Annotated in this window: 13 protein-coding genes; 3 read left to right on the plus strand and 10 right to left on the minus strand. The window is 60.4% G+C overall.

What is annotated here, in order from left to right; all coding sequences use genetic code 11:
- Positions 1-30: 30 nt before the first annotated feature.
- Positions 31-1,662 carry an ABC transporter substrate-binding protein gene (locus BM413_RS03385; protein WP_091910492.1) on the minus strand — a complete coding sequence of 544 codons (1,632 nt, stop codon included), beginning with the start codon at positions 1,660-1,662 and terminating at the stop codon, positions 31-33.
- Positions 1,663-1,846: 184 nt separating this feature from the next.
- On the opposite strand from BM413_RS03385, the gene BM413_RS03390 reads away from it, so the two are divergent.
- The 3 genes from BM413_RS03390 to BM413_RS03400 are packed head-to-tail and all read left to right on the plus strand — an operon-like array spanning position 1,847 to position 4,848.
- Positions 1,847-2,728 carry a MurR/RpiR family transcriptional regulator gene (locus BM413_RS03390; protein WP_091911088.1) on the plus strand — a complete coding sequence of 294 codons (882 nt, stop codon included), beginning with the start codon at positions 1,847-1,849 and terminating at the stop codon, positions 2,726-2,728.
- Positions 2,712-3,557, plus strand: coding sequence for an N-formylglutamate amidohydrolase (locus tag BM413_RS03395; RefSeq protein WP_091910494.1), 846 nt, complete (start codon positions 2,712-2,714; stop codon positions 3,555-3,557). Before BM413_RS03390 ends, BM413_RS03395 begins: the two co-directional genes overlap by 17 nt.
- 10 nt (positions 3,558-3,567) lie before the next feature.
- Positions 3,568-4,848 carry an NAD(P)/FAD-dependent oxidoreductase gene (locus BM413_RS03400; protein WP_091910496.1) on the plus strand — a complete coding sequence of 427 codons (1,281 nt, stop codon included), beginning with the start codon at positions 3,568-3,570 and terminating at the stop codon, positions 4,846-4,848.
- Between the two features lies 1 nt (position 4,849).
- Here BM413_RS03400 and BM413_RS03405 read toward each other — a convergent pair whose 3' ends face one another.
- The 9 genes from BM413_RS03405 to BM413_RS03445 form a co-directional block, all read right to left on the minus strand.
- Positions 4,850-5,917, minus strand: a complete 1,068-nt coding sequence (locus BM413_RS03405; RefSeq protein WP_091910497.1) for an ABC transporter ATP-binding protein — start codon at positions 5,915-5,917, stop codon at positions 4,850-4,852.
- On the minus strand, positions 5,917-6,705 hold the full coding sequence (locus BM413_RS03410) for an ABC transporter permease (RefSeq protein WP_091910499.1): 789 nt from the start codon (positions 6,703-6,705) through the stop codon (positions 5,917-5,919). Before BM413_RS03410 ends, BM413_RS03405 begins: the two co-directional genes overlap by 1 nt.
- Entirely contained in the window at positions 6,705-7,574 is an 870-nt protein-coding gene (locus tag BM413_RS03415; protein WP_091910501.1) for an ABC transporter permease, read from the minus strand. Before BM413_RS03415 ends, BM413_RS03410 begins: the two co-directional genes overlap by 1 nt.
- 23 nt (positions 7,575-7,597) lie before the next feature.
- Positions 7,598-8,659, minus strand: coding sequence for an extracellular solute-binding protein (locus BM413_RS03420; protein ID WP_091910502.1), 1,062 nt, complete (start codon positions 8,657-8,659; stop codon positions 7,598-7,600).
- Between the two features lie 20 nt (positions 8,660-8,679).
- A complete protein-coding gene (locus tag BM413_RS03425; protein ID WP_091910504.1) occupies positions 8,680-9,648 on the minus strand; it encodes a PfkB family carbohydrate kinase in 969 nt (322 codons plus the stop codon).
- The gene (locus BM413_RS03430; RefSeq protein WP_091910506.1) at positions 9,645-10,670 is read right to left on the minus strand and encodes an ADP-ribosylglycohydrolase family protein; all 1,026 of its coding nucleotides are present in this window, start codon (positions 10,668-10,670) and stop codon (positions 9,645-9,647) included. The genes BM413_RS03425 and BM413_RS03430 overlap by 4 nt, the downstream gene beginning before the upstream one ends.
- An 18-nt stretch (positions 10,671-10,688) precedes the next feature.
- Positions 10,689-11,414: a GntR family transcriptional regulator gene (locus BM413_RS03435; RefSeq protein WP_091910507.1), complete on the minus strand. Its 726-nt coding sequence runs from the start codon at positions 11,412-11,414 to the stop codon at positions 10,689-10,691.
- Between the two features lie 148 nt (positions 11,415-11,562).
- A complete protein-coding gene (locus BM413_RS03440) occupies positions 11,563-13,167 on the minus strand; it encodes an FGGY-family carbohydrate kinase (RefSeq protein WP_091910509.1) in 1,605 nt (534 codons plus the stop codon).
- 50 nt (positions 13,168-13,217) lie between these two features.
- Positions 13,218-13,946, minus strand: a complete 729-nt coding sequence (locus BM413_RS03445; RefSeq protein WP_091910510.1) for an SDR family oxidoreductase — start codon at positions 13,944-13,946, stop codon at positions 13,218-13,220.
- Positions 13,947-13,971 lie beyond the last annotated feature (25 nt).

Here is a 13,971-nt window from a genome sequence, read left to right on the forward strand (position 1 = left end):
CATTCGGGCGGCTGCGTGCTGAAGCTGGCGCTACTTCGTGATCTTCACGTAGCGCCAGTCGAAGACATCGTCGGCACGCTGCTTGACCTCGACGCCGTCACGCACGCCCCACGCCAGCCATTGCTGGTGCAGCGGCAGATAGGCGATGTCGCCGGTGGTGATCGTCCAGACCTGCTTGATCAGCGCGTTGCGCTTTTCCTGATCGGTTTCCGCCAGGATCTGACCGGCGAGCTTGTCCACTTCCGGGTTGCAGTAACCGCCGTAGTTCGATTTTCCGTTCGAGACCTTCTCGCGTTCGCCGTCGGCCCAGACCGCCGATTCCGGCGTCACGCGGGGGCATTCATGAAGGGAGTTAATCGGAGCCCAGCTATCGAAACTTGGCGGCGTGGAGCCGACGAGGCCAAGGCTGAAATCCAGATTGGGCGCAAACACCTTCTGGAAGAATTTCGACTTGGTCTGCGCATTGACCTTCACCTTGATGCCGACCTTGGACAGCATGTTGGAGACCGCAATGCAGATGGCTTCATCGTTGACGTAACGATCATTCGGGCAATCCAGGCCGATCTCGAAACCATCGGGATAGCCGGCTTCCTCCAGAAGCGCCTTTGCCTTCTCGACATCGTAGGGGATGCGCTTGAAATCGTCGCTGGCGCCATTAATGCCCGGCGCGACCATCAGCGCCGAAGGCGTGGACATGTCGCGCATGACCTTCTTCTTCAGCGTTTCGATGTCGATCGCGCGGTACAGAGCCTCACGCACCCGATGGTCCTTCAGCGGGTTCTTGCCCTTGACGTTAGAATAGAGCAGTTCATCACGAAACTGATCCATGAAGATATAGATGGTGCGCAGTTCCGGACCGACGATCATCTGCGTTCCGGGATTTGCCTTGATGCGCTCGATATCCTGAACCGGAACCGGGAAGATCACATCGAGCTGGCCTGACAGCATGGCCGCGACGCGGGTAGCCGAGTTCGGTATCGGCGTGAAGACCACTTCGGTGACATTGTCTTCACGGGTGGCTGCGCCCCACCAGTCGGCATTGGCGACCAGCGTGGTCTTGATGCCCGGCTCGCGCGACTTGAGCGTGAACGGACCGGTGCCGTTCTCGTTTAGCGTCGTATAGGCTTCCTTGTCTCCGCCGGCCTTTTGCGGGCCTGCGTCATTGTGCTTTTCGGCCCACGCCTTCGACATCATGTACCAGTTGCCCCACTGGTAATGGATGATCGGGTTGGGCGTGGCGGTGATGAAATCGACCGTGTAGTCGTCCACCTTCACAACCTTGGTGTCCGGTGCGAGCCGGTTCTTCAAATCCGAACCGCCGGAGCGTACGCGATCGGCCGAAAACAGGACGTCATCGGCCGTGAAAGGGCTGCCGTCATGGAATTTCACGCCCTTGCGCAGATGGAAGCGCCAGCGGGTCGGCTCGACCATCTCCCAGCTTTCGGCAAGCGCCGGCTGAATGGAGAGGTCGTTGGCGCGGCGCACCAGGCCTTCATAAACATTTCCGAGAAAACCGGAGCTGAACGTTTCGTCGATGACGTAAGGGTCGAACGAGGCGACGTCGCCCTGGGCGGCGAAGCGTAGCGTTTCAGCATTTGCCACGATCGACGATGCACCGAGCAATGCGGCGGTCAACGTCGTGTAAAGTGTCGCTTTTCGCATCCAGAATTCCCCTTATTGACTGCCGCAAACCGGATGACCGGCTCATTCGGACGGTTTTCTTATAAGCTTTGCGGTCATAGTATGAGAGTTTGAGCAAGCGTCAACGGATTTATGTAGTAAAAGATATCAAATATCATTGACGATGAAGAAATCTATCATATTGTACGGCCATGATGAGGCGAACGTGACGATCAGGGACATACTCGACAGCAGTGCGATCAAGTTGACGTCGGCGGAAAAAAAGGCCGTGCGAACCCTTCTGAGCAACTACCCGTCGGCGGGGCTGGGAACAGTCGCCGGATTTGCGAGCCGGGCCGGCGTCAGCGTCCCGACGATCCTTCGTCTGGTCACCAAGCTCGGCTATGCAGGATATACAGCCTTTCAGAAAGACCTGATCGAGGAAGTCAGCGAGCAACTCAACTCGCCGCTGTCGATGCTGGATACGCGCCGCGCGACCGCCGGAACTGAAAACACCTATGTCGGCATCATGCACAATCTTGCCGACGCGCTTAACCAGACGGCGGCGGCCCATCGCCAGCAGGAGTTCGATGCGATACTCGACCTGCTCGCAGACGAGCGCTCCAACATCTATTGCCTTGGAGGCCGCTTCAGTGCGGTTCTCGCTCTTCGCCTTTGGATGCATCTGAGCCAGTTGCGGCCTGGCGTGGCGGTCATCGAGAACCTGTCGTCGCGGCTGTTCGACCGCGTAGCCGATTTCAACAGCCAGACCACACTCGTCGTATTCGACTATCGCCGCTATCAGAATGATGTCATCGAGTTCGCCCGGCTCGCACATGAGGCGCGCGCCCGGATCATTTTGTTCACCGACCGATGGATGTCGCCGATCAGCAACTTTGCCGATCAGGTTCTGGTTTCCCCGATCGAAACGCTGTCACCTTACGATTCAAAGGTCGTCGCCTTTGCGCAATGCGAGGCAATCATCGCATCGCTCGTCAAACGCAGCCCGGACAAGATTCGCGAGCGCCTGGCCACGATCGAAGCCCTTCGACAGAAGGGCGAGTCCCAAGCCTATCAGACTGAAAATCGGCATGACGATAAAACATGACCTCGAACTCGTTGACAGCTCGGGGGATGATACGAGCGTGGAAGTGCTCAATCCTCAGGGCACGTTTCCGGGAATAATCCTGTGCGATCACGCCAGCAGCGCCATCCCGCCTGAATATGACAACCTCGGCCTCAGCGAGGCTGATCTCAACAAGCATATTGGTATCGATATCGGCATCGCGGAAGTCGTGCGGTTGGTAGCGCACCGGCTGAACGCACCTGCGGTTATGACCCGCTATTCGCGCCTCCTGCTCGACTGCAACCGATGGATCGCCGACCCTCGCCTCATTCTGGCTGAAAGCGACGGAATTGCTGTCCCCGGCAACAGGAACCTGAGCGAGCAGGAGAGGCAATGCCGTCTCGACACCTATTTCTGGCCCTACCATGCGGCGGTCAAAGCGACCATTGCACGACATGCAGCGCGTGAACCCTTTGCCTTCATAATCTCCTTGCACAGTTGCACGCGCCAGCTCGGCGCGGAATTTCGCGACTGGGATGCCGGCACCATCTGGCACGAAGGAGACAGCCTCTCACATGCGTTGCTTTCGGCGCTGGGACACAGAGGCGATCTCAAGCTGGGCGATAATGCTCCCTATTCCGGGATCGGTGGCTCCTTCACCATCGACTATCACAGTTGGGGCACTGGCATCCCTGCCTGCGGGCTTGAGATCGTCAACGATCATCTGGCGACAACTGATGGGCAGGCGAACTGGAGCGGGCGCCTGATCGATGCCTTGTCGAGCCTTGCCGCACAACGCCAGGCGCTCTGGACGCGGCACAACAGCACTTCGGCGGACGAGCCACAGCACGCTGCCGGCATCCGATCATGAAAGCCTGACGATGACGAAGATAGGCAGCCTCTACGAAGACACCGCGCCTGACGCCCCAGCGACCACCCCCCTCACCGGAGCGCAGGAAGCCGACTTCGTGGTGATTGGTGCGGGCTATACGGGCCTTGCGGCGGCAATTCATGCGGCCAAGCGCAACGTCAGGACGATCGTGCTGGAGGCTACCGAAATCGGCCATGGCGGTTCCGGGCGAAACCATGGTCATTGCGTTCCGGTATTCGGCTTCATCAATCCCGAGAAGGCGGTCGAAAAACTTGGAACCGAGCGCGGCAACCGCTTCACGCGCATTCTGGCGGATTCGGGCAATCGCGTCTTTTCGCTCATTCGCGAATATAACATCGCCTGCGAAGCCGCCCCCACTGGCGCGCTGCAACTGGCGCATAGTCCGCAGGCCATGCCGAAGATGGAGCGGCAGCATGCCTTCTATGAACGCCTCGGCACGAAGCCCGCTCTGCTCGACCGCGACCAGGCGATAGCGCTCACTGGTTCGGAATGTTTTTATGGCGGCTGGATGCATTCCGGCGGCGGGCATCTCAACCCACTTGCCTACGTCCGCGGTCTGGCGCGCGCTGCAATGACGGAAGGGGCAGAGGTTCATACAAGCTCGCCGGTTGTCTCTTTGGAAAGGAAAAATGGCGGCTGGCTGGTGACCTGCCCGCAAGGCACCGTGCACGCAAAATGTGTCGCTATCGCCACTAACGCCTATACCGACAAGCTCCTGCCGCCGCTCGGCAAATCCTTCTTCATCATGTCTTCCTACGCGATCGCGTCTGAGCCACTCGATCCCGTACTGCGCGAGACAATCCTGCCCCAGAACCACAATTTCGGCGATACGCGCCCGGACGTCCGCTATGTCCGGTTCGACAAGCAGAACCGATTGATCATGGGCGGGCTGGTAGAGCCCATTATCGGAACCAATTTCGAGAAGACGACGGCCTTTATCGCGAAACGGGTAAGGGAAATGTTTCCCCGGATCGGGAAGATCGACTGGCGCTGGCATTGGTCCGGACAGATCGCCATCAACATGGATCGCGCGCCGCATCTCTACAATCCGGCCGAAGGCTTGTTCGCGCTGGTGGGTTATTCCGGGCGTGGCGTGCCGACCGCGACAGCGCTTGGGGAAGTGCTAGGTGAAGCGGGGTGCGGAATGCCGGCCAACGAACTTCCCATGGAAATTTCGGAGCTGAAATCGCTTGCCGCAGCACCAATCCTTTCAATCATGGTGCCGCGCCTGCGCGGACCTTTCAACCGTCTCCGCGCACGGCTCGAATAGTTCAGGCGGCGCTTATCAGCACGGTGCTTTCCGGCGACCAGTGCAGCACGACGTCGTTGCCCTCTTCGATCTTTGTGGCCCCGCTGTTCTGGACGTGAACCTTGATGATCTCGCCCATGCGATCGACGAAATAGGTGCTGCTGTTGCCGGCAAAAATGCGCTTGGACACCCGGCCTCTGAGCATGTTGCCTTCTGCTGCCAACGGCGATCCCGTGGCCCTGGCGATTTTGATCCGCTCAGGCCGCACGGCGCAGCACGCCTTGACCCCCGTGACATTGGCCAGGCTACCAGCCGCGATGATCGCCGTGCCGTCCGGCAGGCGAATGCCCTCGCCTGTAGCATCACCGCGCAGGATATTGGCGTCGCCGAGGAATGTCGCTGCGAACTCGCTTTTCGGGCTGTTGTAGATGTCTTCAGGCGGGCCCTCTTCTACCAGCCGGCCATCGCGCAGGATGCCGATCCGGTCACTCATCGTCAGTGCTTCCTCCTGATCATGGGTGACGAAAATAGTGGTGATGCCGATTTCGCGCTGGATACGCTTCAGCTCCACCTGCATGTCCACCCGCAGCGCCTTGTCGAGGGCCGAAAGCGGCTCGTCAAGCAACAGCACGCGCGGCTTGGTGACGATAGCCCGGGCGAGTGCGACACGCTGACGTTGGCCGCCGGACAGTTGATGTGGCCGGCGTTCACCGAGCTTGCCCAACTGCACGAGGTCGAGAGCCTGCCGCACTTCTATGGCAATGCTCGCTTTGGGTTCGCCACGAACCGAAAGACCGAAGGCGACATTGTCGGCAACGCTCATATTCGGAAACAGCGCATAGTTCTGGAAGACCATGCCGATGCGGCGTTTTTCGACGGGAACGCGCTCGACGCCCTCCCCACCAATAAAGATCCGGCCACTGTCGGGGAAATCGAAACCAGCGATCAACCGCAGCAAAGTCGTCTTTCCACTGCCCGAGGGACCGAGCAGCGCATAGAACCCTCCGTCCGGAAATGCGATCGAGACATCGTCGAGTGCCTTGTGTGCGCCGAAGCTGCGGGAGACGCTTTCGACCTGAACATCAGCCATTACTTTTCCCCTCCGAACCTGAAGAAGCGTGCGGTAACAAGCATCAGTCCCATCGAGACGGCTATGATGATGGTGGAGACCGCGTTGATTTCCGGCGTGAAGCCTTTGCGGATCGCGGCGTAGATCTCGACTGGAAGTGTCGCCTGGCCCGGAGTGGACAGGAAATACGATACGACGAATTGGTCGAAAGAGACTGCAAAGGCAAAGAGCGCACCTGCGATCACGCCCGGCATGATCCACGGCAGTGTGACACGGGTCGTCACCTGCCATTGATTGGCGCCCAGCGAACGCGCCGCTTCCTCCAGCTCAGGCGCGAAGGTCTGCAGGCGCGCTGAAACGACGACGATCACATACGGCAAAGCCAGCGCGACATGGCCAAGCAGAATGGCATGCAGCCCGCGCCCTATGCCGATGCCAAAGAAGAAGATCAGCATCGCCGTGCCCGTTATCAGCCACGGGATGGCAATCGGAGGAAACAACAGAGCCTGGAGGACTTTCTTGCCGCGAAACTCATATCGGAACAGCGCGAGAGAGGCTGCTGTGCCAAGCAACGTCGAAATGACGGTCGTGATCACTGCGATCTCAAGGCTGTTCCATGTCGCGGCGAGCAACTGCGTATTGCGCGAGAGATTCTCATACCATTTCGTCGTCCATTCGAACGGCAGCTGATAGAACGGTGAGACGTTGAACGACATCAGCGCCATGATGACGATCGGCAAATAGAGGAAGGCCAGCAGCAGGCCGATATAGATGCGGCCAAGCCCTTCGAGAATGCGGGTTGCCGACATCACGTCGCCCTCCTGAGAACCGGCGATGCTGCAGCCAGGATGACCAGAACGACAGCCAGCAGGATGTAGGAAAGTGCGGCTCCCAAAGGCCAGTTGAAGACGGCGACGAACTGATCTTCGATGACCGTGCCATAGAACGTGCCGGTGCGGCCGCCAAGGATGCGGGGCTCCATGAACGAGCCGACGACGGGAACGAATATGAGCACGGCACCGGCAATAAGACCCGGCATTGCGAGCGGGATGATCAACCGGCGTAACACCTGGAGCCTTGAAGCGCCGAGCGAACGGGCCGCCTCGACCAGAGAGTCATCGATCGCCTGCAGCGTCAGGTAACAGGTCAATACCATGTACGGCACATAGGAATGGACCAGCCCGATTATGACCGCCGGATATGAGTACATGAGGTCGACACTGATCTTGAACGGCAGTACGGCGTTCAGCATCACATCAAGAATGCCACCTTCCCGCAGCACCATCGCCCATGAGAAGATGCGCACCAGCCCATTGCTCCAGAACGGCAGGATGACGAGCAGGAAGATCGCCTCGCGGCTCCTGCCCTTCAGCACCTTGGCGAGCACGTAAGCTGCGGGAAATCCGATCAGTGCGCACCAAAGCGTCACCTCCAGCCCCAGCCGCAACGAGGACCAAAGCAGCGTTACATAGAGCCCGCTGGAAAAGAATGCGGCATAGTTCCGGATCGTGAATGACCAGTCCTTGCCCGACAGCGGCAGGTCGGTCATGAAGGAGAAGAAGGCCATGGCCGACAGCGGCAGGAAGATCGCCAGTGTGAGCCAGAGATAGGCCGGCGCCAGAAGCGGCAGCGCAGGCCTTATTCCACTACGCGAACCAGCCGCAGTGTTTCCTGCCATGACCTTCCTCCCTGGACGTGGCGTTACTTCACGTTGACCTTCAACTCCTGCCACAGGGCCAGATATTTCTCGCGCTGCCCATCCGTGATTGGTGCCTGGAATTGAATGCGCTTCGCAACCTCGGGATCGCCCATTACCTTGCGGTTGAAGGACTCTTCGGGAAGTGCAGCTACTGCCTTTTCATTGGCCGAAACCGGCGCCCCCACCTTGGTCACCCACTCGACGTAAAACTTCGGATCGATCATGTAGTTGATGAAGGCTTCGGCCCCCGCAACATTCTTGGAGCCTACCGGAATGGAAAAGGCGTCCAACCACGCCACAGAACCTTCCTGCGGGATGACCAGCGAGACAGGCAGCTTGAATTGGGTTTTGGCGCGGTCGGCCGAGCCGCTCCAGTAAGTGCCGACATCGATCTGGTTCGAGGCAACCATCTGGTTCCAGTCGTTCTCGGAGCTCCAGAATGTCCTGATCTGCGGCATAAGCGATGTCAGCTTCGCCTTGACGGCATCTATATCCTTGATGTCGTTGATGTTCTGTCCGGTGGCGATGGCTCCGAACTGGATCGCCTCCACGGCATCGTCGCGGATAACGACACGCCCCTTGCGGGCTTCGTCCCACATCACAGAAATGCTGGCTGGTGGGGTGTCGAACGACTTGTCGTTTATCGCAAGGGCTGTCAGTCCCCAAACCCATGGCACGCCGTAAGCTTTGCCATCGTGATTGAGCATCGGCGAACTCACCTTGTCGGGGCTGATATCGGCGGCATTCGGAATCTTGGACAGGTCGATGGGCTGGATCAGCTTCTCCGACATGGCCTGGTCATTGAAGGCCGCGTTGATCATGACGACGTCGTAGAGCCCGGGATTGGTCCTGAGCTTGGTCAGCATCTCCTGTTCGGAGTTGAAGAAATCATTGACGACCTTGTTGCCGGTGGCTTTCTCGAAAGCTTCGATGGCCCAAGGCTCGTCGGCGCCATAGCCCTTCCAGTTCAGCACGTGCACTTCATCCGCCTGGGCGGCAAACACGAGTATCGAAGCAAAGACAGTCGTGGCCGTCAGGGTTGCGATCAATCTGGTCATGCGGATGTTCCTCTCTGTTGACGTTGTCAGTCGTTGATCTTTTCTGCTTCCCGCTCTGGTGCTTCTGCGGCCCGCTCAGCGAGGAAGCCTTGAATTTCAAAATGGGTCGGCGCCGATGAACCACCGTGCCGGGTGACGGATATCGCGGCAGCGGCATTGGCGTATCGAACCGCATCGAACGGCGGCATGGCCCGCGCCAGCGCGCTGACGAACGCCCCTATATGCGTGTCGCCTGCACCATTGGTGTCGATGGCATTTACCGCGAAACCGGGAACATCTTGCGACGTGCCGTCGCGCAGACGTAGAAACGCCCCCGCCGCGCCGGATCGGATAACGACGCCTGCTGCGCCCGGGCAGAAGTCGCTCAACAGGCGCTCGGCATTCGTCGCGATCTCTGCTGAACCCGCAATTGCGGTTGCTTCAGTCGTATTGCAGCTCAGCCATGTCGTACGGGACAGGACGCGCGAGAGGATCGCGATAGGAATTTCGGAAACGACCGGAGTCGGATCGAAGACAAAGGGGATCGTCGCCGGCAGCGCCGCGATCCAGTCGGCAAGAGCTTTACGACTACCGGGATAGCTCAGCGTGTAGCCGGAACTGAACACCCAGTCATCGCCCTTGAGCGCAACGGGCTTCATCGCACTTGCATCCAGCCGTCCCTCTGCTCCCGGCCATGAGACGAAAGTGCGCTCGGCATCGTTGGTGATGATCACCACGCAGTTACCCGTGTCCAGTTCGGCCGAACGCGGTGCCAGCGTCTCGATCTCCTCCGCTGCAAGCGCAGCGCGCAGGAAATCGCCGTCGGGTCCGGTGCCGTGCTGTCCGACGAAGACGACGTTCATGCCTGTCCGGGCAGCAGCCACCATCATGTTGAAGCCGCCACCGGCGACGCGGGCATAGCTTGCCGCAACCTTCTCCGCACCCGGCATCGGAAGCGTGTCGATGCGATAGACGTAGTCGACCACCGCACTTCCGGCGTGAACGAGGCGGGTCATTCGGCCGTCTCCCTTTCACCAGAAATTCGTCCGCGTGCTGCCACCAGATCAGCGGCGAGCGATCGCACCTCTTCCATGTCGATGCCCTTCAACCCGGCAACATGATTTGCAGGCAGCCGCGTCATGCCCGCATGCGCTCCGGCCATTCCGGCGGCGATCGCGCCGATGGTATCGGTGTCGCCGCCGAGATTGGCGCCGATGACCGCAGCTTGCCACGGGTCACCCTGCGCGACTTCCAGAACGGCAAAGGCCGCCGGCACGGATTCCTGCGAGGCTACACTGGTGCCGACAAGATCGACGATCAGCCGGATCGCCTCGGCCTGGGTTTTGCCGCGAACCAGATCGCAGGCCCATGCGATCCGTGCCGCGATGTCGGCTCCGACGATCCAATGACCTTGCAGGGCGCCAAGACGTGCCGCTGTTACGGCTCTTGCGCATGCATCGCGCCAGTCACCGCCTTCGACACCGCTGCTGACAGCCGCCGCAACGGCCGCGGCAGAAGCAATGGCAATCGAGGTATTGTGGGTTGCCCGGCAGGTTTCGGCGACCTTGTTGACGAGTGCCTCGACCGGCTGTGTCGGCATCAAGATGCCGACCGGCGCGATGCGCATAGCCGCGCCATTCGTGTCGCCGCTGCGGCCCGCTTCCTCCGGCGGTTCGCCATTGTTGATCGCATCGATCGCACGTTTGGTCGAGGGTCCAAGCAGATCATAACTGCCGCGCGCCTTGACGTCCTTCTCCCAGTCGACCAGCGCGTTCACCCAGCGCCTGTGATCGAAACTGCCGCCGGATTCGAGCAGTATACGGCCAAGCAGAAGTGTCTGTTCCGTGTCGTCGGTAATGGTGCCGGCAGGCAGACCCTTCGACACGGGATGGTCCTCGGAAGGAGAGACAAAGCTATCGACGAAACCGTACGACGCTGCGATCTGGGCCGGCGACAAAAGCTGCGTCGGCATGCCGAGCGCGTCGCCGAGTGCGCCCCCTATAAGCGCGCTCATCGCCCGGTCCAGTTCTTGAGCCATTCCCCTCCCCGGCATGGCTCAGAACTCCAGGTGCAGCGCGAAGTGTGCGGGGTTGAGCAGGCTCGTTACATATTCGATCAACCGCCCATCGCTGGCGCGCGTCAAACGGCGTGTGCGCAGGAAGGGCGTACCTGTCGGGCAAACCAGTATGGCTGCGTCTTGTGCGCTCAGCATCTCGATATCGGCCCACTCCTCGCCATGGTCCGGCACCAGCCCCGCACCCCGAAGCGTTTCGTGCAGCGAGCCCTCCCGCAAGCCCTTCAAGGGCACTTCCTCAAGTTCGGGAGACAGCGGCAGCCGACTGCGTTCGATGGAGATCGCATGGCCATCACTCGCGCTGGTGCGGACACGGTCCACCGCTATGAAAGCCGGACTTTCAACTCCGAGCATTGCAGCAAGCCCGGCGTCTTCAATGACCTCCAGCCGCAATGTGCGCGTGGTAACATTTGCGCCGGCATTGGCGAGCGCACGCGACCAGCCGATGGCATCATCCACCGTCTTGCCGTCAAAGGTCACGAAGGAGCCGATGCCGACCTTAGTGGTTATCAGTCCGCGATTTGAAAGCTCTTCCAGGCCCTTGCGTACGGTATTGCGGCTAACGGAAAACCGCTGAACGAGTTCATTTTCACTTTGAAGCCGGTCGCCAAAGCCAAGCAGGCCGGAGCGGATTTCCTTCTCCAGAACCGTGGCGATCTGCTCTGGCTTGCCTGCTCCAGGCGCCAGACTACCCGCCGGTTTCATCATGTCCTACCTGTTCAGTATACCTGTCTAATCCTGTTCAATATCGGGCGCAACGACGTGAGTCAATAATGTGTGCTGTGTGCGGGTTGAATCGCGGCGGGACGCGGATGCATGCCCATCCTGGTGACGCTGCTTTGCGCGTGAGGACCGTCTAGCCCCTGATGGCCCTGCCGGCGGCCTGGAGGAGTTCGAAAGCTTCGAACCGCCTTGCGTGCCAGACAGCCAATGCCGGCTCGGGATGATATAACTCACCGAGTTCCGACATTGCCGACATGGCAGCTACTGTGTCTTGGTAGTGGCCGGCGGCAACTGCTCCAAGGATAGCCGATCCAAGCAACACCGGTTCCTGCGACGTCGAAGCCGCGACGACCATCCCTGTTGTGTCTGCAAGCAACTGACGAACCAGCGGGCTTTGCCCGGCACCGCCGCTGACAACGATAGTATCGATCGGCACGTTCTTCTCATGCAGGGCCCGCACGATCTGGCGCGCGCCGTAACCCAGCCCGCAAACGCCGGCGAGATAGAGGCCGAGCAGGCTGCCGAAGTCGAGTTCCATGCCGAGCCCGGCAATCAGGCCGCGTGCATCCGGGTCGGCGAATGGCGCACGGTTGCCGAGGAATTCGGGAACGACATGCACATCGCCGATGAGCTTGGGCGCTGACGCCGCGCCACCAAGCCGTTCGGCCTCCAGCGACAGCCAGCTGCTGAGGCTTTGCCCCTTTTCGAGGGCGGTTCCTGCGGCCTGCTCGGCAGCCGGGTGCATGCGCACCAGATGATCGATGGCAGCACCCGCCGCCGACTGGCCACCCTCGTTCAGCCACAAACCCGGGACCATGGCGGAAAAGTATGGCCCCCACACACCTTGCACGAAAACTGGTTCCGTCGTCGTCGACATGGTGCAGGCCGACGTTCCGAACACATAAGCCATGCGTGAGTTCACACTGCCGACGCCGCCGCGCGCACCGACGGTTCCGATGCCGCCGGCATGGGCATCGATCAGGCCGGCTGCGATGGGCGTTCCCACTGTTAATCCAAGGTCCGCCGCAGCTCTTGCGGTCAGGCCGCTGCCCAGCGGCGTCCCGCCGGGAACGACGTCTGTGCCGATGCGCCGGAAAGATTCATCAGCAAGAATGCCCAAACCGATCATCCTAAAATAGCTCTCATCCCAGCGGTTCTCATGCGCGAGATAAGTCCATTTGCATGTCGCGGTGCAAACGGAACGGGCAAGACTGTCCGTGCATCGCCAGGTCAGGAAATCAGTGAGGTCCATGAATTGCCATGCCTCGGCAAAGGTGCCGGGCATGTTCTGGGCAAGCCAGAGCAGCTTTGGGGTCTCCATCTCCGGCGAGATGGAACCGCCGACATAGCGCAGCATATTGTGACCCGCCTGGTTGATCCGGCGGGCCTGTTCGGTGGCGCGATGGTCCATCCACACGATGATGTTGCGCTCAGCGTCGCCCGAGCCGCTTACCGGCAGTGGCTTACCTTTCTCGCCGACCACCACCAGCGAACAGGTGGCGTCGAAGCCGATGCCTGCGACCGATGAGGGATCGACCCCGGATTGCTTGACCGCCTCTCGGACACTTGCGCAGACCGCCCGCCATATGTCGTTGCTCGATTGTTCGACGATGTCGCCGGCCTCTCGCCACACGGCAATGTCGGACTTGGTTGAGGCCAGCAGGACGCCCGTCTGGTCGAAGACGCCGGCCCGGGCGCTGCCCGTACCGACATCGATGCCGAGATAGTGTTTGGGCATGGCTATTCAGTCACTCCGCAATATGTTTCCAGCACCCTGCCGGCGGGGCCTCAGAGGTCGTTGCTCTGCGGCAGGATAACGAGATCACGGATCGTCACATTCCGGGGTCGGGTGAGCATGAACAGCACGGCGGCTGCCACCTCCACCGGTTCGATCAGGTCGCCGGCCGCCAGCGCCTTTTCAAGCTTCTCCTTGGGCCAGTCGCTGATCAGCGCGGTAACGACCGGACCGGGGGCGATGGCGCCGACGCGCAGCCCATGTTTGGCAACCTGGCGCCGAACGGTGTGGACGAAAGCCTGCACGGCATGTTTCGAAGCCGTATAGATCGGCTCCCAGACGACCGGAACGACACCGGCAACCGAGCTGGTGACGATGATATCGCCCGTCTTGCGCTCGACCATATGCGGCAGAACCGCGTGGATGGAGCGGAACACGGCGTTGATGTTCAGGTTCAGCATGCGGTCCCAGGCGTCGGGATCGCCGTCGACCACGTCGCCGCCGATGTAAGAGCCGGCATTTGCGTGGAAGATGTCCAGTTTGCCCGCCTTTTCCAGGATCTGCGGCATCATGGTGGCCACGCTGGCCGGATTGGTCAGGTCGATGACCAGCGGGATCGCCTTGGGGCCGAGTTCGGAGCAAAGCTTCTTCAGCATCTCCTCGGCACGGTCGACAAGCACCACGCTGGCGCCTGCCGCGAGAAGGCTTCTGGCGCATTCGAGGCCGATGCCCGACGCGGCACCCGTAATCGCCGCGACCTTGTCGGATAGATCCTGATCCATTTTCTGCATTTCCCTGTCGATTGAT

This window comes from Mesorhizobium sp. YR577, assembly GCF_900116595.1.
Lineage (GTDB): Bacteria > Pseudomonadota > Alphaproteobacteria > Rhizobiales > Rhizobiaceae > Mesorhizobium_M.

Excerpts from the sequence above, each read along its gene's own strand:
- BM413_RS03385 (WP_091910492.1), bottom strand. The coding sequence starts at position 1,662 with ATGCGAAAAGCGACACTTTACACGACGTTGACCGCCGCATTGCTCGGT.
- BM413_RS03395 (WP_091910494.1), top strand. The coding sequence starts at position 2,712 with ATGACGATAAAACATGACCTCGAACTCGTTGACAGCTCGGGGGATGAT.
- BM413_RS03400 (WP_091910496.1), top strand. The coding sequence starts at position 3,568 with ATGACGAAGATAGGCAGCCTCTACGAAGACACCGCGCCTGACGCCCCA.
- BM413_RS03405 (WP_091910497.1), bottom strand. The coding sequence starts at position 5,917 with ATGGCTGATGTTCAGGTCGAAAGCGTCTCCCGCAGCTTCGGCGCACAC.
- BM413_RS03410 (WP_091910499.1), bottom strand. The coding sequence starts at position 6,705 with ATGTCGGCAACCCGCATTCTCGAAGGGCTTGGCCGCATCTATATCGGC.
- BM413_RS03415 (WP_091910501.1), bottom strand. The coding sequence starts at position 7,574 with ATGGCAGGAAACACTGCGGCTGGTTCGCGTAGTGGAATAAGGCCTGCG.
- BM413_RS03425 (WP_091910504.1), bottom strand. The coding sequence starts at position 9,648 with ATGACCCGCCTCGTTCACGCCGGAAGTGCGGTGGTCGACTACGTCTAT.
- BM413_RS03430 (WP_091910506.1), bottom strand. The coding sequence starts at position 10,670 with ATGGCTCAAGAACTGGACCGGGCGATGAGCGCGCTTATAGGGGGCGCA.
- BM413_RS03435 (WP_091910507.1), bottom strand. The coding sequence starts at position 11,414 with ATGATGAAACCGGCGGGTAGTCTGGCGCCTGGAGCAGGCAAGCCAGAG.
- BM413_RS03440 (WP_091910509.1), bottom strand. The coding sequence starts at position 13,167 with ATGCCCAAACACTATCTCGGCATCGATGTCGGTACGGGCAGCGCCCGG.
- BM413_RS03445 (WP_091910510.1), bottom strand. The coding sequence starts at position 13,946 with ATGGATCAGGATCTATCCGACAAGGTCGCGGCGATTACGGGTGCCGCG.